This is a genomic window from Halomonas sp. HP20-15, assembly GCF_033446685.1.
GTDB lineage: Bacteria > Pseudomonadota > Gammaproteobacteria > Pseudomonadales > Halomonadaceae > Modicisalibacter.
Map to the genome: position 1 here is coordinate 109,338 of NZ_JAWQLY010000007.1, position 18,908 is coordinate 128,245.

15 protein-coding genes are annotated in these 18,908 nt (G+C 66.4%); 6 read left to right on the forward strand and 9 right to left on the reverse strand.

The window, feature by feature from the left end:
- Positions 1–76: 76 nt before the first annotated feature.
- The 5 genes from R6258_RS10995 to R6258_RS11015 form a co-directional block, all read right to left on the reverse strand.
- Positions 77–1,198: a branched-chain amino acid ABC transporter substrate-binding protein gene (locus tag R6258_RS10995; RefSeq protein ID WP_318450156.1), complete on the reverse strand. Its 1,122-nt coding sequence runs from the start codon at positions 1,196–1,198 to the stop codon at positions 77–79.
- A 327-nt stretch (positions 1,199–1,525) separates the two neighbouring features.
- Positions 1,526–2,812 (reverse strand): FAD-dependent oxidoreductase, encoded by a 1,287-nt coding sequence (locus R6258_RS11000; RefSeq protein ID WP_318450158.1) that lies wholly within the window; start codon positions 2,810–2,812, stop codon positions 1,526–1,528.
- A 41-nt stretch (positions 2,813–2,853) separates the two neighbouring features.
- Entirely contained in the window at positions 2,854–3,516 is a 663-nt protein-coding gene (locus R6258_RS11005; RefSeq protein WP_318450160.1) for a GntR family transcriptional regulator, read from the reverse strand.
- Between the two features lie 64 nt (positions 3,517–3,580).
- Entirely contained in the window at positions 3,581–4,528 is a 948-nt protein-coding gene (locus tag R6258_RS11010) for a dihydrodipicolinate synthase family protein (RefSeq protein ID WP_318450163.1), read from the reverse strand.
- A 57-nt stretch (positions 4,529–4,585) separates the two neighbouring features.
- Positions 4,586–5,569: a 4-hydroxyproline epimerase gene (locus tag R6258_RS11015; RefSeq protein ID WP_318450165.1), complete on the reverse strand. Its 984-nt coding sequence runs from the start codon at positions 5,567–5,569 to the stop codon at positions 4,586–4,588.
- Between the two features lie 213 nt (positions 5,570–5,782).
- On the opposite strand from R6258_RS11015, the gene R6258_RS11020 reads away from it, so the two are divergent.
- Entirely contained in the window at positions 5,783–6,454 is a 672-nt protein-coding gene (locus R6258_RS11020) for a haloacid dehalogenase type II (protein ID WP_318450167.1), read from the forward strand.
- Positions 6,455–6,459: 5 nt separating this feature from the next.
- Here the strand turns inward: R6258_RS11020 and R6258_RS11025 are convergent, their stop codons facing one another.
- Genes R6258_RS11025 through R6258_RS11035 form a run of 3 tightly spaced genes read right to left on the reverse strand, consistent with a single transcriptional unit; the run spans position 6,460 to position 10,060 of the window.
- A complete protein-coding gene (locus R6258_RS11025) occupies positions 6,460–7,116 on the reverse strand; it encodes an ATP-binding cassette domain-containing protein (protein WP_318450169.1) in 657 nt (218 codons plus the stop codon).
- A 17-nt stretch (positions 7,117–7,133) separates the two neighbouring features.
- Positions 7,134–8,840, reverse strand: a complete 1,707-nt coding sequence (locus R6258_RS11030) for an ABC transporter permease (protein WP_318450172.1) — start codon at positions 8,838–8,840, stop codon at positions 7,134–7,136.
- Positions 8,837–10,060 (reverse strand): ABC transporter substrate-binding protein, encoded by a 1,224-nt coding sequence (locus R6258_RS11035; protein WP_318450174.1) that lies wholly within the window; start codon positions 10,058–10,060, stop codon positions 8,837–8,839. The genes R6258_RS11030 and R6258_RS11035 overlap by 4 nt, the downstream gene beginning before the upstream one ends.
- A gap of 157 nt (positions 10,061–10,217) precedes the next feature.
- On the opposite strand from R6258_RS11035, the gene R6258_RS11040 reads away from it, so the two are divergent.
- The 3 genes from R6258_RS11040 to R6258_RS11050 all read left to right on the forward strand — a co-directional run bounded on the left by R6258_RS11040 (position 10,218) and on the right by R6258_RS11050 (position 14,455).
- Positions 10,218–12,065 (forward strand): DUF748 domain-containing protein, encoded by a 1,848-nt coding sequence (locus tag R6258_RS11040; protein ID WP_318450177.1) that lies wholly within the window; start codon positions 10,218–10,220, stop codon positions 12,063–12,065.
- A gap of 75 nt (positions 12,066–12,140) precedes the next feature.
- Positions 12,141–13,661: a nodulation protein NfeD gene (locus R6258_RS11045; RefSeq protein ID WP_318450179.1), complete on the forward strand. Its 1,521-nt coding sequence runs from the start codon at positions 12,141–12,143 to the stop codon at positions 13,659–13,661.
- Positions 13,658–14,455 carry a slipin family protein gene (locus tag R6258_RS11050; RefSeq protein WP_318450181.1) on the forward strand — a complete coding sequence of 266 codons (798 nt, stop codon included), beginning with the start codon at positions 13,658–13,660 and terminating at the stop codon, positions 14,453–14,455. Before R6258_RS11045 ends, R6258_RS11050 begins: the two co-directional genes overlap by 4 nt.
- A gap of 19 nt (positions 14,456–14,474) precedes the next feature.
- On the opposite strand, the gene R6258_RS11055 is transcribed toward R6258_RS11050, so the two are convergent.
- A complete protein-coding gene (locus R6258_RS11055; protein WP_318450183.1) occupies positions 14,475–15,896 on the reverse strand; it encodes an APC family permease in 1,422 nt (473 codons plus the stop codon).
- A 225-nt stretch (positions 15,897–16,121) separates the two neighbouring features.
- On the opposite strand from R6258_RS11055, the gene R6258_RS11060 reads away from it, so the two are divergent.
- Positions 16,122–17,060 carry a DMT family transporter gene (locus tag R6258_RS11060; RefSeq protein ID WP_318450186.1) on the forward strand — a complete coding sequence of 313 codons (939 nt, stop codon included), beginning with the start codon at positions 16,122–16,124 and terminating at the stop codon, positions 17,058–17,060.
- A 297-nt stretch (positions 17,061–17,357) separates the two neighbouring features.
- Positions 17,358–18,848: a SulP family inorganic anion transporter gene (locus tag R6258_RS11065; protein WP_318450188.1), complete on the forward strand. Its 1,491-nt coding sequence runs from the start codon at positions 17,358–17,360 to the stop codon at positions 18,846–18,848.
- Positions 18,849–18,908: the final 60 nt, after the last annotated feature.

The following is an 18,908-nucleotide window of genomic DNA, read 5'->3' on the forward strand; positions in this document are numbered from 1 at the left end:
GTTTCACTGCGCCATTTTCAGCAATGCGTATCGTCATCTCCGGCTCGAGCCGAAGCTCGAACCGGAAAGCTAGCCGTTATTTTTCGTAGCGGGTCCACTTGCCGCCTTGACCTTCGAGTACCACGAAGTTGCTGCGCGCCAGCGTATGCTCCGGGGTAAAGGAGATCGGGCCGGCCAGCCATTCCTGGCCATCGGCACTGTTCAGCGCCTTGATGATGGCATCGGGGTCTGTCGAGCCGGCCTTGTTGATGGCCCAGGCCATCAACTGCAGGCCATCGTAGGCGAGTGGCGCATACGGCCCCGGCGCGTTATCGAACTTGGAACGATAGTCGCTGATGAACTGCTCGGCAGCCGGCAGAAAGTCGGCGGTGGGGTTGGAGAAGGCGAACACGCCCTCGGCGGCCTGGCCGGCGATATTGAACAGTTCCGGCGAGTTGGAGCCATCACCCACGGCGATGGTGCCCTGGAAACCGCGCTGACGCAGTTGGCGGATCAGCAGGCCGCCGTCGGCGTAGTAGGCGGTCCAGAACACGGCCTCGGCACCGGAGCCGCGAATCTTGTTGACCAGCGCGGAGAAGTCCTGCTCGCCCTTGTTGACGTATTCGAAGGCAGAGACGGTGTGGCCGGCCCCGGTCCAGGCATCGCGGGTCAGGTTGGCCAGATCCTGGGAATAAGCATCCCCCTGGTTGACGATGGCCAGCTTCTCGATGCCCTTGCCTTCGAAGAAGTCGAGGGCGGTCTTGGCCTGGTCGGCACCGGTGGAGTTGATCATTACCGCATTGCCCGGATTGGCCGGGATCAGTTGCGTCGAATTGGCCGCCACTATCACGAACGGGATATTGGCATCGCCGTAGATCTTGAGCGTGGGCTGCGTGGCGCCGGAGCAATAGCCGCCCACCACCCCGACGACTTCCTGTGACGCCAGGCGACTGGCCGCGTTGACCGATTGCTGGGGATCACAGGCGGTATCGCCGGTCACCAGTTCGATCTGGCGGCCGCCCAGCAACCCACCGTCGGCGTTGATCTCGTCGGCAGCCAGCGATATGGCATTGAACATATCCTTGCCGTAGGTCGCTTCGGAGCCGGTCGTCGGCACCTGAACGCCCAGCGTGATGGGGCCGTCCTGCGCCATGGCAAGAGAGCCGGCGGCGAGATTGACGATGGCCGCGGAGGCGACCAATTTGAGAAATTTACCCATACAGCATTACTCCCTTCAGCGCTTATTGTTTGTTCATACTTGTTTGTTCGTACTGCAAAGGGGTCGGGCATCACGCCCTTCCGTGCTTGGACCGCGTCGCGTGCGGTGGTTTTTCATCCTGCCATGGAAAATTACATTCCTACACTATGCTTTATATCGATACTAATCGTTTGTATAAAATATACAAGAATGCCATCAGCATTGCGTACGGCGGCATAATAAAGGCGCTCGATAAAGGCATTCTTGTCGCATTCCTCCAACGTCTATCGCGTCGCGTCAGCGCATCAGCGTGGCTCGCTCAGCCTTTCCTGAAGGGCTCGACCCCGCCTAGCCGAAGCGGGCGAGCCGGTAGGGGTCGAGCGGCGGCAGATCGCTGGCTGGCGTCAAGCTCGCGCTGCCGCCCGCCAGCGACGCGATCAGTTCGGCGGTGATCGCCGACTGGGTCAGTCCCAGATGGTGATGGCCGAAGGCCAGCAGCACGCGGCCATTCTCGAGACGATCGATGACCGGCAGCGAGTCCGGGAGGGAGGGTCGAAAGCCCATCCACGGCGTGGCGCCTTCGGCGTCGAGATCGGCCTTGAACAACCCCCGGCTCAGGCGATGCAACTGCCACGCCCGCGCCATGTTGGGCGGTGCGTGCAGTCCGGCGAACTCCACGGTGCCGGCCAGTCTGAGCCCGGTTTCCATCGGGGTCATGATGAAGCGGCGCTCCAGCGAGGTCACCGCGAAGGGCAGTCGGTCTTGCTCGCGAGGCAGCATCAGGTGATAGCCGCGCTCGGTATCCAGCGGCACGCGCTTGCCGGTGAGCTGAACGGTCAGCGGTGCCGAGTGGGCGCCACAGGCGAGCAGCACTCTACTGGCCCTCAGCTCACGGCTGTTGGTGACGAGGCGGACGCCGGACTCGACGACTTGCGCCGAGCGCACCGTCTCCTGGGCGAAGCGCACGCCCTGATGGCGGGCCGCTTCCACCAGGGTCGTGACTACCCGCCACGGATCCAGTACGTGCCCTGTGCCGGGAAAGAACAGCCCGCCCAGCAGATCATCCGATAGCTGCGGGGCCGCGCGTTGGATCGCTTCGCGCTCCCACCGTTCGACCGGCACCTGCTGTTCGCGCATGCGCGACTCGAGCGCTTCGAGCTTGTGGCGTGACTCGGGCTTCTCGTAGACCAGCAGCGACCCATCCGCTTTCAGCAGGTGAGCGCCGCCGACCGACGCCAGCAAGCGTTGCCACGCCGCCAGGCTGCGCTCGTTGAGGGCACGGATGCCGGCCACGCTTCGGGCAAACGGTTGCGGACGTAGATTCAGTATCAGACGGCTCAGCCACGGCAGCGCGCGGGGCAGATATCTCCAGTCCAGGCGCAGCGGGCCCATCGGATCCATCAGCATGCCTGGCAGGGACCTGAGGATCGAGGCATCGGCGATCGGGAAGACCTGCTCGGTGGCCATATGCCCGGCATTGCCGTAGGAGGCGCCGCGCCCCGGCTCCTGGGTATCGAGCACCAGCACGCGGTGGCCCTGACGGGCCAGTGCCAAGGCGCTGGTCACGCCGACGAGGCCAGCGCCGACGACGACGATATCGGCATCGGTCGATGCGGGATGGGATGGATCCGACATGCGCTACCTCATGACCAGGGCGATAGGGACCGAATAGCGGCTCACGCGCTACGCAGGCTCTTGTCCAGTACCGCCGCTATGCCTTCCGCGGCGTCCTTGATGTGGGTTTCCAGCAACTGACAGGCCTTGTCGATGTTGCCCTGCCGAGCCAGCCGCAAAAGCTCGCGGTGTTCCAGCTCGGCCTTCTCGATCTCGCGGGTATAGAGCAGTTGCATGCGGATATAGCGCCCCGCTTTGGTGTTCAACTGGCCAATCATGGCCAGGGTTTCGGGCAGCGCGGAGGGCGCATACAGGGCGTGGTGAAACGCGAAGTTGTAGTCGCTCCAGTTGTCGATCTGGCTGCCGGAATCGAGCGCCGCGTCATACTGGCGAAGGATGCCTTCGGCATGATCGAGATCCGCCGCCGTCAGATTCGGGATCGCGTAGCGCAGTACATAGGTCTCGAGCAGGACGCGCAGATCGAACAGTTCGCGAATCGCGGCCACGGAGAGCTCGGTGGTAAATGCCCCGCGGTGGGCGTGGAATTCCACCAGCCCCTCGGACTCCAGGGTCAGCAGTGCTTCCCTAACGGGAATGCGACTGACGTCGTAATCTCTGGCCAACGCGTCCTGTCGCAGCTGGGAGCCGCCCTTGAACTCGCCGCCGAGAATGCGTTCGCGCAGGTCGTCCGCGACGTGCTGGGCTCGGGTCTTGAAAGTTGCCATGATTAGCGAGTATCCCATTGATTTTCGGATATTGTATTCAATCCAAAAATCGAACGCCGACTTTTCAGGAGGCGCCGAGCTGGGCCGACCACTGCGCATACCATTCGCGGAACAGCGCGTACTGGGTCTCGACGTAGCGCCGTTGTGCTTCGCTCAAGGCATCGCTCTCGTTGAAGTGCAGCTCGTAGGCGCTTTCGCCGTTTAGCACCATCAACTGCTTGTAATAGAGCACCAGATCCACGCCCTCGTCGAAGGAGGAGAGCACCGCCAGCGCGGATTCCAGCTCCTGGGCCAGACGCCGGGCCGCGAGATCGCCCTTGGCGGCTTTCTGGCTCAGCGCGACCAGCTGCAGCACTTCTCGCGGCAGCGCGTTGCCGACGCCGGTGATCGCGCCGGTGGCGTTGCAATTGACGAAGCCGTGGACGACCTGGGTGTCGACGCCGACCATCAGGCTGACGTCGTCATCCTGGGAGGTGATGTGCTCCGCCGCATAGCGCAGGTCCTCGGCGCCGCCGAACTCCTTGAAACCGATCAGGTTCGGATGCTCGCGACGCAGTTCGAAGAACAGCTCGGCGCGAGTGGTGAAGCCGTAATAGGGGCTGTTGTAGATCACCGCCGGCAATTCGGGAGCGGCTTCCAGAATCGCCGAGAAGTGCGCTTTCTGGGCGGCGAGCGAGGTGCCACGGGAAAGCACGCGGGGGATCACCATCAACCCTTGCGCGCCGACCCTGGCCGCATGCGCGGCGTGGGAAACCGCTTCCTTCGAATTGACCGCGCCGGTGCCGACGATCGTGGGCACGCCGGCGGCGACCAGTCTCGTCACCCCTTCCTGACGCTCGGCTTCGCTCAGCAGCGGCCAGTCGCCCATCGAGCCGCAGTAGACGACGGCGCGCATGCCGAGATCGACGAGTTCACGCCCCTTGGCAACCAGCGCGTCGTAATCCGGCGTGCGGTCGGCCGTGCACGGGGTCATCAGGGCGGGAATACAGCCGGTGAAAATGGAGTCGTTCATGGTTGTCCTCTGGAATCTTTAGGTGTCGTGTTGTCGGGACGATGTCTTAAAGCGCCGCTATGACGCGGTAATGCCCCAGGCAAACGGATCGTTCTCGTCGATCAGCAGCGTGGCATCGGCGCTGAGATAAGCGTTGCCCTTGATATAGGGGCGTATACGACCGCGTGCCTGGTCGTCCCGCTCCCAGCCCTCCCATTCAAAGTGCCCCTCGAATCGGCTACCGGTGATGCTGGCCTGCACCCAGATCTCGCCGGGGGCCAGCTTGCCGTCCGCCGCCAGGCAGGCCAGTTTGGCGCTGGTGCCGGTGCCGCAGGGCGAGCGGTCATAGGCCTTGCCCGGGCAGAGCACGAAGTTGCGACTGTCGGCTGGCGTGATGGTATCGGCGTCGGTGGCGACGTCATCGGCGAACAACTCGATATGATCGATATGGCCGCCGTTCTCGCCGGTGATCGCCTGGTTATCCAGGGCCTGGCGGATCGCCCAGGTAAAGGCCGTCAGCGCTTCTTCGTTGGCCAGGGTCACCTGTTGATCGTGCTCGCCGACCAGGAAGAACCAGTTGCCGCCCCAGGCGATATCACCATGCACCACGCCGTAGCCGGGCACGTCGACCGGGACGCGCTGGCGATAGCGGTAGGCGGGGACGTTGCGCACCGTCACCGCGCCGTCTTCGTGCAGCGTGGCGCTGACCGGGCCGACGGTGGTGTCGATCCTGTGATCTCCGGGTCGGATCAAGCCGAGATGGTGCAAGGATGCGACCAGACCGATCGTGCCGTGACCGCACATGCCCAGATAGCCGGTGTTGTTGAAGAAGATCACGCCGCAGGTCGCGCCCGGTGAAACGGGTTCGCAATAGAGCGCGCCGACGAGAACATCGTTGCCCCGCGGTTCGAGCAGGCAGGCGCGACGCCAGTGATCGTGGGATCCCCGCAGGGCGTCGCGCTTTTCGACCAGGGTGTCGCCCGGCAGGGCCGGGAAGCCGTCCATCACCAGACGCGTCGGCTCTCCTCCGGTGTGGGAATCGATGACATGGATGCGTTTCATGCACGCTTTCCTCTGATCTGGGCGGGCCCGTGACACGCGCGGCTAAGGGCCGAACGAGTGAACGACTGAAATGTTGTAGATTTTATACAATCCTTGGAAGCGTTTGTGAAGTGCCTTTCAGGGCAACCGGCTTGTCGTGATCCGAAAAAACGTCCAGCTTGAGAGAGCTTGGAGATTCTCCAGCAATTCAGGCAAGCGTGATAAGGACGACCCATGAGCAAGCGTGTACTGGCTTTCGATGTCTACGGCACCCTGATCGACACCCACGGCGTGGTCGAGGAGCTGAGCCGGCGGATCGGCGACCGCGCCGGCGAATTCTCGCAGCGCTGGCGCGAGAAGCAGCTCGAATATGCCTTCCGCCGCGGCCTGATGGGGGCCTTCGCCGATTTCTCGCAATGCACCGGCGATGCCCTGGAATTCGTCGATCGGGCGCTGGGCACGGGGCTGTCGAACACCGACAAGGAGCGGTTGATGGCCACTTATGCGCAGTTGCCGGCGTTTCCCGACGTCGCGCCGGCGCTGGAGCGGCTGGGCCAGCTCAGGATACAGCGGGTGGCCTTTTCCAACGGCAGCCGCCAGGCGGTCAGCCAGTTGCTCGGCCAGGCCGCGGTGCTCGAGCATTTCGACGATATCGTCAGCGTCGAGGAGCTCAAGCGCTTCAAGCCCGATCCGGCGGTCTATGCCCACCTGCGTCAGCGTCTCGAGGCTGACGCCCACGATATCTGGCTGGTTTCTAGCAATCCCTTCGACGTGATCGGCGCCAAGCACGCCGGCTTGCATGCCGTCTGGGTGCGGCGCAGCGCCGAGGCTCCCTTCGATCCCTGGGGCGGCGAGCCCGACATGACCGTCGCCGATCTCGGCGAACTGGCCGAGCGACTGGGTTAATCGGGCTACCCGGCGTCGCTTGGCAAATCGAGCTCGATCACCCGGCCGCCGGCGGCCTGCGCATCGGCGGCGTCGTGGGTGACCATCAGCGTCGGCAGGCGCCGTTCGCGGACCTGGGCGAAGACCAGCCGGCGCAATTCGTCGCGCCGCGTCGCGTCGAGCTTGGAGAACGGCTCGTCGAGCAGCATCGCCCGGGGCCGCGAGAGCAATACCCGCAGCAGAGCCACCCGCGCCTTCTGGCCCCCCGACAGGGTCGCCGGATCGCGCTCGGCATATCCGCCCAGGCCGACTTCGTCGAGGGCGGCGTCGATCCGGCGGCGGCGTTCTCGGCGGTTGCCGCCGGCGCGCATGCCGAAGGCCAGGTTGCCGGCCACCGACAGGTGCGGAAACAGCAACGGATCCTGAAACAGCAGGCCGACGTGGCGCGCCTCGGCGGGCAGCGCGGTGAGTTCGAGTTCGCCCAGGCGCACCGCGCCGCTGGCGCTGAAGGCGGTCGGCAGAAAGCCGGCGACATAGTCCAGCAGCGTCGACTTGCCGACCCCGGAAGGCCCCATCACGGTGACGATCTCGCCGGGCGCGACGGCGAGATCGAGGGCCAGCAGCGACCGGCCGTCAAGGGCGATGCGAACGGCGTCAAGGATCAGCGAATCGGACGATGGCATGGTGATCTCGCGTGGGTTCATGGGCGGCTCAGCAGGCCGGCACGGCGACGCAGCAGCAGCCGTGGCAGGCCCAGCGCCAGGGCGAACCCCAGCGCCGGCAGCAATAGTTGCAGCAGGGCATAGACCGCGGTCAGCCGCCGGTCGCCGCCGCTCGCCAGCGTCACCGCCTCGGTGGTGATCGTGCTGATTCGCCCGGCGCCGAGCAGCAGGGTCGGCAGGTACTGGCCGATGCTGACCGCGAAGCCCACCGCCGCCGCGGTCAACAGCGGCGTCGTCAGAAGCGGCAGGCGCACCCGCCAGAACACCCCGGCCGGCGAGGCGCCGAGGCTGCGGGCGAGTTGCGTCCAGCGCGGGTCGAGACGACGGTAGCTCTCGGCCAGCGACAGGAACACATAGGGCAGCACGAAGATCGCATGGCCGCCGATCACCGCCGCCAGGCCCGGCGTCAAACCGGCCTGGGTCTGCATCAGCACCAGGCCGAACAGGAACGCCACAGACGGTACCAGCAAGGGCAGGTAGAGCAGCCATTGCACGCCGGCGCGCGGCGGCCGGTGGCGGAACGTCTCGGCCTCGAGGGCGCCGGTCACCAGGACCAGGGCGATGAGCGTCGCCACGCCGCCGATCAGCGCCGCCTGAGCCAGCGGATCGACGAAGCCGCCGGCCCCGCGCAGCCAGTTGCGCGGCGTCAACGGCTGCGGCCAGGCCTCGGGGAACGGCCAATAGGCGGCCAGCGACCATAGTATCAAGCCGGCGAGGCTGGCCAGGACCAGCACCACCACCAGGCCGATCGCACCTCCACCCAGCAGCGCGCCGACACGCTCGCCGAACCGGCGGCGACCGTCGCCCGGCCAGTCGCGCAGCGCCCTGGCGACGAGTCGCTCGAGCAGCCACCAGCTGGCCAGCGCCGTAAGGGTGACGGCGAACTGCAGCAGCGCACCGGCCGAGGCCATGAAGCGCATCGCCAGGTCCGGGTCGTTGAGCCAGCGCATCACCGCCACGGCGAGCGGCGGCGGCGTGCTGGGGCCGAGAATCAGTGCCACGTCGACGGTCGAGCTGGCAAAGGCGATCACCGCGTAGAGCGGCAGGCGCAGCAGCGGGTAGAGCCCCGGCATCACCGCCTTGAGAAAGCCCGCCAGCGGTCGGTAGCCGAGCGCCCGGGCGACGCGCATCCGCTCGCGGGCCCGACACTGGGGCAGCGCGGCGAGGCTCATCAGCAGCAAGAAAGGCACTTCCTTGAGGGTCAGCCCGAGGATCAGCGCCAGCCCGTACGGATCGCCGGGGAACAGGTAGTTGGGCGGGAACTGCCAGCCGCTCGCCCAGGGCGAGAGCCAGCGACTGACCAGCCCCGAGGGCGACAGCAGGAAGGCCAGGCCGATCGCCGCGGCGGCGTGGGGCACGGCGAGCAGCGGCGAGAGCAGGCGCTGGACGGCGCCGAACCAGCGGCTGTGCAGGAAGACGCCGATGAACAGCGCGACGATCGCCAGCGCCAGCGCGGCGCTGGCCAGTCCACTGGCGTAACTCAGGGCGACCATGCCGGCGAGACCGGGCCGACGGGTGAGCGCCTGCCAGTGCTCGAGGGTCGGCTCATGGCCGCCGAGTGCCGGCAGCCAGCCGAATGCCGGGGCGATCACCCCGGCCAGTCCGGCGGCGACCGGCACTCCGAGCAGGATGATCGCCAGCCAGGCTGCCAGACGGACCAGCGCGACGTGTAGCGAGGCGCTCATTGCGCGACGTAGCGCGCCTGCCAGGCCTGTTCGAGGCGCTCCATCCAGCTCGGGTGCGGTTCGGCCAGGGTATTGGCCAGCGCCCCGGGCGGCAGGCGGGCGGGGTTGTCGCTGTCAGCCTGGAAGGCGGCGCGCTGGCGCTCGCTCAGGGCGTCCATGGCCAGCACGCTGGCATCGCCCCAGCCATCGATGGATTGCTTGCGCGCCTGCGCCCGGGGGGACAGCAGGAAGTTGGCCAGTGCCAGCGCGCCGGCCTTGTGACTGGCGTTGAAGGGGATGGCGACGAAGTGCACGTTGCCCAGCGTGCCGGCATCGAGCACGTAGCTGCGCGTGCTCTTCGGCAACTGGTAATTGGCCACGGCGACGGCGGGTTCCGAGGGGGTGAAGGTGAATGCCAGGCTGAGTTCGCCGTCGCCCATCAGTTGGCGCAGCGCGGCACTGCTCGCCGGAAAGTCCTCGCCCTCGCGCCACAGATACGGATGTAACTCATCCAGGTATTCCCACAGCGGGGCGGTGACGGCGGCGAAATCGGCCTCGTCGACCGGACGGTAGAGTGGCTCGGGGTCGTCGACCAGCCCGAGCAGCGCCTGCTTGAGAAAGCTCGAGCCGAGAAAGTCTGGCACCAGAGGATACGTGAAGCGCCCGGGATGGGCCCGCGCCCAGTCGAGCAGGGCGGGGATGCTGCGCGGCGGTTCATCGACCCGGGCGCTATCGTAGTAGAAGGTCAGTTGGGCCTTGCCCCAGGGCGATTCGAGCCCCGCGGTGGGTAGTGTGAAGTCCTCGCGCACCTCGGGGTTGGCCTGGGGGCGGGTCAGCGCGAAGTTGGGCAGGCTTTCCACCCAGGGGCCGTAGAGCAGGTCGTTCTTCTGCATTGCGGCGAAGTTCTCGCCGTTGATCCAGATCAGATCGATCGCGCCGTCTTCGGTGTTGCCCGCGGCCTTCTCGGCGAGCACCCGCGACACCGCTTCGGCGGTATCGGCGAGCTTGACGTGAACGACTTCGACGCCGTATTCGTCGGCCATTCGCCCGGCCACCCAGTCGAGATACTCGTTGATAGTGGCATCGCCGCCCCAGGCGTTGAAATAGACGCTCTGGCCGCGCGCCTCGGCGACGACCGACGCCCAGTCGTCGAGCTGGTAGGCCATGGCCGGCCAACTGACGGCAAGCAGCGCGGCTACACTCAGGCGGCTCAGCCAGCCACATGGCGCTCGGGGTTTCATCGACGCATCTCCTGTAGGTTGTCGGCGTGTCACGGCGGCCCGCCGCGCGCATAAGCGACCTTAACGGCAAGCCTGCAGCGCCGCCAGCCTGGATGGCCATTGGCGTCGCCGCGCCGGCGATGCCACGCTATCCTGATCATCGCAGTGGAAGTCTCGCATGTCGCATTCCCATCGCAGCGCCGGACGTTCGCGGCGCCAGCATCGTGTAGGCACGTTGCTGGCCGTCCTGGCAACGCTCGTGGCGCTATTGTTGATCGCCTGGTTGTGGGCGCTGCCAGCGTACATCGATCAGCGTCTCACCCAGACGCTGGCCGATCAGACCGGGCGCCGGGTGAGCATCGACAACGTCACTCTCACGCCGTGGCGCTCGCAGGCGACGCTCGAGGGACTGAGCATCGCGGGGCAGGGCGATGGGCCGGTATTCGCCAGTCGCCGGGTGGTGGCGACCCTCGACTGGCACTCGTTGACCGCATCGGGCTGGCGCTTCGCACGAGTCGAACTCGAGGCACCGCGATTGCGGTTGGTCTGGCGCTCGAGCGGCGAATGGAACCTGGCTCAGCTGTTCGGTGGCGGCGGCGAGACGACGCCGCTGCGCATCGCCCGGCTCGACGTCAGCGATGGCCGGCTGGACTGGGTCAACCGCCGCCTCGACGAGCCGCTGACGCTGACGCTGAAGCGCCTGAATCTCGAGGTCAGCGGCTACGACAATACCGCCCCGCGGCCCTTCGGCTTGCGTGGTCGGGCAGACTGGAACGGTGGCACTCTCAACGGCGAGGGCGAGATGGGCTTCTCGCCATGGACGGTGGATGTCGATCTGAGCGCCGAGCAGGTGCCGCTGACCAGCCTGTCGGGCTACTTGGCACACGTCGTTCGCGCCCAGCCGGCGGCGGGCGAGCTGGGCGCCCAGATTCGCTTGCGTGCGGGCCGGGCCAGCGATACCGGCACGCGGGTCAGCGGCCAAGGCCAGGTCGCGGGGCTCGAAATGCTCGATGCCGCGGGTGAGCAGCCCATCGCCCGTGCCGAGCGCTTTGCCGTGGATGGGTTGACCTTCGCCAGTGCGCAGCCCGAGCTGGCCGCCGAACGGGTGACGCTCGACGGGCCCTGGCTCAAGGTGGTCATAGACGAACGGCTCGACACCAATCTCGACGCCTGGCGCCCGCCGCAGTCATCGAACGCAGGTCCCGAGAATGGCGGCATGCACTATGCAATCGGCACCCTGGCCGTCGAGCGTGGCGCAGTGGCCTTCAATGACCGTCACCTGCCGCGCCCGTTCGAGATCGATTTCTCGGCCTTGTCGGGCGACTGGCGGCAGATCAACTCCGCCCAGGAGGGCGATGGCCGGCTGTCGCTCGAAGGACAAGTGGCCGATGGCTCGCCGATGCGCATCGAGGGTGCCTTCGACCCGCTCGGCGACGCCCTGCGCGGCAACCTCAAGCTGCACTTCGAACGCCTTGACCTGGAGACCTTCGCGCCCTACCTGCGCGCGTTTGGCGGCTATGCGGTCGAGCGGGGCCAGGTGACCCTGGATCTCGACTACCGGCTCGAGCAGGGCCGCCTGAAGGCGCGGAATCATCTCGTCCTGCGCCAGCTCCAGCTCGGTGAAGAGGTCGACGCCTCGGCCACCGATTTGCCGCTCAAGACGCTGGTGGGGGTGCTGAAGAGCGACGACGGGGTCATCGAGCTCGACATCCCCATGCGCCTGCCGCTGGATAACCCCGGCTCGGTGGACTTCGGCAGCATCGCCGGCCAGGCGATCCGCGAGGCGCTCGAGAACCTGGTCTCCTCACCGCTGGAGACCCTCTCCGAGGTGGCCGGTGGCAGTGACGACAGCCGCCCGGGCGGTGAGCACAATGGCAGCGCCAAGAGCCATGCACGCAGCGATACCGAGTCGGCCGGTGACGGAGAAAGCGGCGCGGTCGGCGGAAGTCCTGAAAATGAAAAAAGTGAAGAAGATGGCGAAGACGATCCGGGAGCGATCTACGAGCGTGCCCGCACTCGCCAGTGAGTGCGTCGGCCAGGATGGCGATGCCCACCATGCACTAGAGTGAAGACACAGGCCCATCGGCTGGCAGAGGTGAGCATGCTACCAAGACGCTCGGAATTCAGCCGCTATCGCTGCCTGCTCTGGCTGGCCTGCCTACTGTGCGCGACGCTGTTGGCGTGGGCGGCGAGCGCCCAGCAGTCACCCCAGGCTCAGAGCCATGCGCTGGTGATGACGCTGCACGGCAGCGTCGGTCCGGCGACCAGCGACTATTTCCAGCGCGGCCTGGAACAGGCCGAGCGCGGCGGCGCGGCGCTGGTGGTGCTGCGCCTCGATACTCCCGGCGGGCTGGACCTGGCGATGCGCGACATGATCAGCGCGATGCTGGCATCGAAGGTGCCGGTGGCGGTGTACGTCGCGCCGGCGGGGGCGCGCGCCGCCAGCGCCGGAACCTACCTGCTGTACGCCAGCCATGTCGCGGCGATGGCGCCGGCCACTCACCTGGGCTCGGCGACGCCGGTGCGCATCGGCGGCGGCGAACAGCCCGATCGAGAGTCCGATGACGGGCAGGGCGGCGAACGTGAGGCCGGCAATGGCCAGGACCAGGCCGCCGACGAAGGCCCGCGACGCGGAGACACCGCCATGCAGCGCAAGGTGCTCGAGGACGCGGTGGCCTACATCCGCAGCCTCGCCGAGCGCCACGGCCGCAACGCCGAATGGGCCGAGCGTGCGGTGCGCGATGCCGTCAACCTGACCGCCCGCGAAGCCCTCGACAACAACGTCATCGAGGTCATCGCCGGCGACGTTCCCGAACTGCTGGAGCGCATCGACGGCCGCGAGGTGGTGATGGCCGACGGCACGCGCACCCTGAAGACCGCCGAGCTGACCCTCGAGCGCTTCGACCCCGACTGGCGCACCGAGCTGCTGAGCGTGATCAGCGATCCCAACGTCGCCTACCTATTGATGATCATGGGGTTCTACGGACTGGTCTTCGAGCTGTTCAACCCCGGCATGCTGGTGCCCGGGGTGGTCGGCGGCATCAGCCTGCTGCTGGCGCTGTTCGCTTTCCAGGTGCTGCCGATCAACTACGCCGGGATGGGATTGATCCTGCTCGGGCTGGCACTGATCGTCGGCGAGGCGATGATGCCCAGCTTCGGGGTGCTGGGAATCGGTGGCATCGTTGCTTTCGTGGCGGGCTCGGTGATGCTTATGGACGATCGCAATCTGGCCGTATCGCTGCCGATGATCGGCGGCGTGGCGCTGGTCGCCACGGGATTCATGCTCTGGGTGATGCTGCGTTTCGTGCATCTGCGGCGACGTCCGCCCCGTGCCGGGCAGCACGAGCTGATCGGCGCGCAGGCCATCGCGCTGGACGATTTTGAAGAGCGAGGGCTCGACGAGCGCGGGCCGGCGAGCGGCCACGTGCGGTTGCGCGGCGAGCGCTGGCGCGCACACAGCGATAGCCCGGTACGTGCCGGCCAACGGCTGCGCGTGACGGCGGTCGATGGCCTGACCGTCGAGGTCGCTCCCGAATCCGATCCATCCACGCCGGACGTATCCACGCCGGACGTCTCCACGCCGGAGACTCATCCACGGCCGAATCCAGGAGGTCCATTATGATGCTTTCCTATCTCGTGCCGATCGTGCTGTTGATCCTGCTGATCGCGGCGTCGATTCGCATTCTTCCCGAGTACAAGCGCGGGGTGGTGTTCTTCCTCGGTCGTTTCCAGGCGGTCAAGGGTCCGGGACTGTTCCTGATCATTCCGGTGATCCAGAAGATGCAGGTGGTCGATCTGCGGCTGGTCACCCTCGACGTGCCCGAGCAGGACGTGATCTCCCAGGACAACGTCACCGTGCGCGTCAACGCGGTACTGTACTTTCGCGTCGTCGATCCCGAGAAAGCGATCATCCAGGTCGAGCACTTCGCCACCGCCACCAGCCAACTGGCCCAGACCACGCTGCGCTCGGTGCTCGGCAAGCACGATCTCGACGAGATGCTTTCCGAACGCGACCGGCTCAACGATGACATCCAGGAGATTCTCGACGTCCAGACCGAGAGCTGGGGGATCAAGGTCGTCAACGTCGAGATCAAGCACGTCGATCTCGACGAGAGCATGATCCGCGCCATCGCCCGCCAGGCCGAGGCCGAGCGCGAGCGGCGCGCCAAGGTGATTCACGCCGAGGGCGAACTGCAGGCCTCGCAGAAGCTGCTCGAGGCGGCCAACGTGATGTCGGGCAACCCCGCGGCGCTGCAGTTGCGCTATTTGCAGACGATGAGCGACATGAGCGCCAAGAACGCCTCGACGATCGTTTTCCCGCTACCGCTGGACGTCATGGAGGCGTTTCGCGCGATGCGTGGCGGCCCACGCCCGGCCGACGACCCGGCAACGCCCACGCCGCCGTCCGGCGGCTGAGCGTCGCCGCGCGCACCGATCAGCGCCGGTAGACGCGCTGCATGGCCTCCTCGCTGAACGCACGCCCGTAGCGGCGCAGGGCGTACAGGTACATGGCCAGCCCGAACACCATCCAGCCGCCGAATACCAGCCATTCGATCGCGGTCAGCGCCGAGGGGCTGCCGGGCAGGTACAGGCAGGCCATGGCGAAGGACAGCACCACGGCGAGGCCGCCCACCAGTTTGCCGTTGGCGACGCGGAACGGGCGCTCCATCTGCGGCTCGCGCGAGCGCAGCACCATGAACGACAGCGCCACGAACAGGTAGGCGATCACGATGCCCAAGCCCCCGGCGTCGACCAGCCAGACCAGCGCCGGGCGGCCCAGGAAGGGGGCGATGCTCGACAGCACGCCGATCATCACGATGGCATTGGCGGGGGTCTTGTAGGTCGGGTGCAGCTTGCCGAGGAAAGCCGGCAGCATGCCCGCGTCGGCCAGCGCGTAGATCGCCCGCGAACCCCCGATGTAGAAGGCGTTCCAGCTGGTGATGATCCCGGCGATGCCCGCCAGGATCATCAGCTTGCTGCCCCATGGGCTGGCTAAGACCGCGGCCATGGCGTCCGGCACGCTCAACGAGCTGCCGGTGAGCGCCGCCTGGTCGAGCATCAGGCTGGTGCCGAGGATGATCAGCGAGTACCAGGCCACCGCCATCAATACCGAGATGATCAACACCTTGCCGATGTCGCGAAACGGCAGGTCGATCTCCTCGGCGGCCTGGGGAATCACGTCGAAGCCGACGAACAGGAAAGGCACCATCACCAGCACGGCCATGATGCCGCCGACCAGCCCACCGCTGGCTCCGTGATTGAACAGTGGGGTCATGTTGACGCCGTCGCCGGCGAACAGCGCGCCGGTTATGAACAGCACCCCGACGACCAGGATCAGGCCGGTGACCAGCTTCTGGACCAGCGCCGCCGTGCTGATGCCGAGATAATTGATGGCCATCATCACCAGCGAGCCGATCACGCCCACCGCCACCCAACTGGCCTTGACGTCCCAGCCAGCGACGGTCCACAGCTGGCCGACGGCATAGCCGGGAAACAGCTGTTCGAAGACGGTGGGCAGCGCCACCGCTTCGAACGACACCACGCTGACATAGCCCAGCACGATGCTCCAGGTGCACACGAACGACGGGAAGTGGCCCAGCGCGCGGTAACTGTAGACGTGCTCGCCGCCGACCTTGGGCATCGCCGCGGCGAGTTCGGCGTAGGTCAGGCCGACCAGCAGCACGGCGATGCCGCCGAGGATGAAGGCGAAAATGGCGCCGACGCTGCCGGCGTTGAGGATGGCGGTACCGGTGAGGACGATCCAGCCCCAGCCGATCATCGCGCCGAAAGCCAGGGCCAGTACGTCGCCACGCGCGAGTACGCGAACCAGGTTGTGGTCGTGGGTGGTCTCGTTCATGAATCTTCCAGTCGTGTGATCGATGTCGTCTTGGCGATCCCGCCACGAATGGCGTGGCGAGCCCTACCATCAAAATAGCAGCGAAGCGGCCGGCCGCTGCACGGAGTACGCCATCGCATCAGGCGCGGTGAACCGGCGGCGTCCGTATCGTCGTCGGCCGGCCTTGCCTCGCCGGGTGAATGCGGTCAGGCTGGCCGCTACTGGGCCGGTCGCTTCAGCGAGGTCGTGTTGGTTTCCTCATCCTGGTTTTCATCGCTCGGCCTGCGTCAGCGCGGCCTGTTGCTGACGGCGGCGGGGCCGCTGATCATTTCCCCCGATGCCCTGCTGGTCAAGCTGATCGGCATGGCCGACAGCCAGGCGCTGCTGTGGCGCGGGCTGCTGACCGCGCTGGGCTTCGCGGCGATCCTGTGGCTGCGCTGCGGGCGCGGTAGCTGCCCGGCGATGCGCCGCTGCGGCTGGACCGGGGTCGGGGTGGCGGCGTTGTTCGGCCTCTCCAACGCCGGCTTCGTGCTCGGCAATCACTACACCAAGGGCGGCAACGTGCTGATGATCCTCGCCGGCACGCCATTGATCGCCGCGCTGCTGTCGCGGATGTTCCTGCACGAACGCCTGCCGCTGCGCACCTGGCTGGCGATCGGCCTGTGCCTGGTCGGCACCTCGCTGATCGTCTTCGACGACGCCGGGCCGGGTTCCTGGCTGGGCAACGCCTTCGCGGTGCTCTCGGCCCTGGCGATGGCCTCGAACTTCACGCTGTGCCGCACTCGCCCCGGAATCGACATGACGCCGATGCTGGTGCTCTCGGGGCTGCTCGTCGCCGGAGCGGCGTGGCTGGTGGGGCTGGCCACCGGCGACGGCATGATCGTGCCTTCGGCAACCCAGGCCGGCTACCTGGCGCTGCTGTGCCTGGTGCTGTTGCCGCTGGGCTTCACGCTGATCCAGCGCGGCCCGCTCTACCTGCCGGCGGCCGATGTCAGCTTGTTGATGCTGCTGGAGACCGTTACCGGCACATTGTGGGTTTGGTGGCTGCTCGGTGAGACTCCCGCGCCGTTGGCCTTCGTCGGCGGCGCGCTGGTATTGGGTACGTTGGTAATCAAGGCCCTGCTCGACCGCCATCGCGAGCGGCCTGCGGCCGGCCGGGGTGAAGCGGCTGGCGAGAACTGCTAGAATCCGCCACTCGCTGCCGATGGCCTCTAGACCAAGGTCGCAGTCTGTCGGCGGTCACCTGAACACATTCCGGCTCATAACCACTGGATCGATACGGCCATGCCCTCGATTGCCGCGAGCAGTCCACCCTAGCGCAACCGCCTGCCTTCCCGCTGTGCGACGTGAGTGTGTCCGTCATTCTCCGCTCGCCGCCTTGCTATACCCGACACTCAGTGTAGAGACCATCGCCTCTCATGGACCGGCCGGCTCAGGGCCGCGTTATTGCGCGCTGCGTCTCCGACTACAACGGATTCGAGAATGATTCGCTCCCTTCGACAGACCTGGTTTTCAAATATCAAGAATGACGCGCTGGCGGGCCTCGTCGTCGCCATGGCGCTGATTCCCGAGGCGATCGCCTTCTCGATAATCGCCGGCGTCGACCCCAAGGTCGGCCTCTACGCCGCGTTCTGCATCGCCGTGATCACCGCCTTCGCCGGCGGCCGGCCGGGGATGATCTCGGCGGCCACCGGGGCCATGGCGCTATTGATGGTCACTCTGGTCCGCGAGCATGGTCTCGAGTACCTGCTCGCCGCGACGCTTTTGACGGGCGTCTTGCAGATCGTTGCCGGCTACCTGCGCCTGGGCGAGCTGATGCGCTTCGTCTCGCGCTCGGTGGTCACCGGCTTCGTCAACGCCCTGGCGATCCTGATCTTCATGGCCCAACTGCCCGAGCTTACCGGCGTCACCTGGCACGTCTATGCGATGACCGCCGCGGGGCTGGGTATCATCTACCTGTTCCCGCTGCTGCCGAAGATCGGCAATACCGTGCCCTCGCCGCTGGTGTGCATCGTCGTGCTGACCATCGTCTACATGGCCAGTGGCATGGACATCCGCACCGTCGGCGACATGGGCGAGCTGCCCGATACGTTGCCGGTGTTCCTGTGGCCCGACGTGCCGCTGACCCTCGAGACGCTGACGATCATCTTCCCCTACGCGATCATGATGTGCGTGGTCGGCCTGCTCGAGTCGATGATGACCGCGACCATCGTCGACGAGCTGACCGACACCCCCAGCGACAAGAACCGCGAATGCAAGGGGCAGGGCATCGCCAACATCGGAGCCGGCCTGGTAGGCGGCATGGCCGGCTGCGCGATGATTGGCCAGTCGGTGATCAATATAAAATCCGGCGGGCGCAGCCGGCTGTCGACGCTGATCGCCGGCGTCGGGCTGCTGATACTGGTGGTGTTCCTCAGCGACTGGGTGTCGCAGATTCCCATGGCGGCGCTGGTGGCGGTAATGATCATGGTCTCCATCGGCACCTTCAGCTGGGAATCGTTGCGCGATCTGAAAAAACACCCGCTGAGCACCAACATCGTCATGCTGGCCACCGTGGCCGTGGTGGTCGCCACCCACAACCTGGCGATCGGCGTGTTCGTCGGGGTGCTGCTGGCCTCGCTGTTCTTCGCCAACAAGGTCGGCCGGGTGCTGTATGTCGGCAGCGAGACGAGCGACGACGGGCGCGCCCGGCATTATCGGGTCGTCGGCCAGGTATTCTTCACCTCGGCGGATCGCTTCATCGATGCCTTCGATTTCAAGGAAACTGTCGAGCGGGTGCGCATCGACCTGTCGCGTGCGCATTTCTGGGACATCACCGCCGTCGGCGCATTGGACAAGGTGGTGATCAAGTTCCGCCGCGAGGGGACCGAGGTCGAGGTCATCGGGCTCAACGAGGCGAGCGCGACCATCGTCGATCGCTTCGCCATCCACGACAAGCCCGACGCCGTCGAGCAACTGATGAGCGGCCACTGATCGCCCGCCTCATCGCCGGCGTGGCTATCCACGGCGCGCCGGATGGGTTAGAAACGAGAC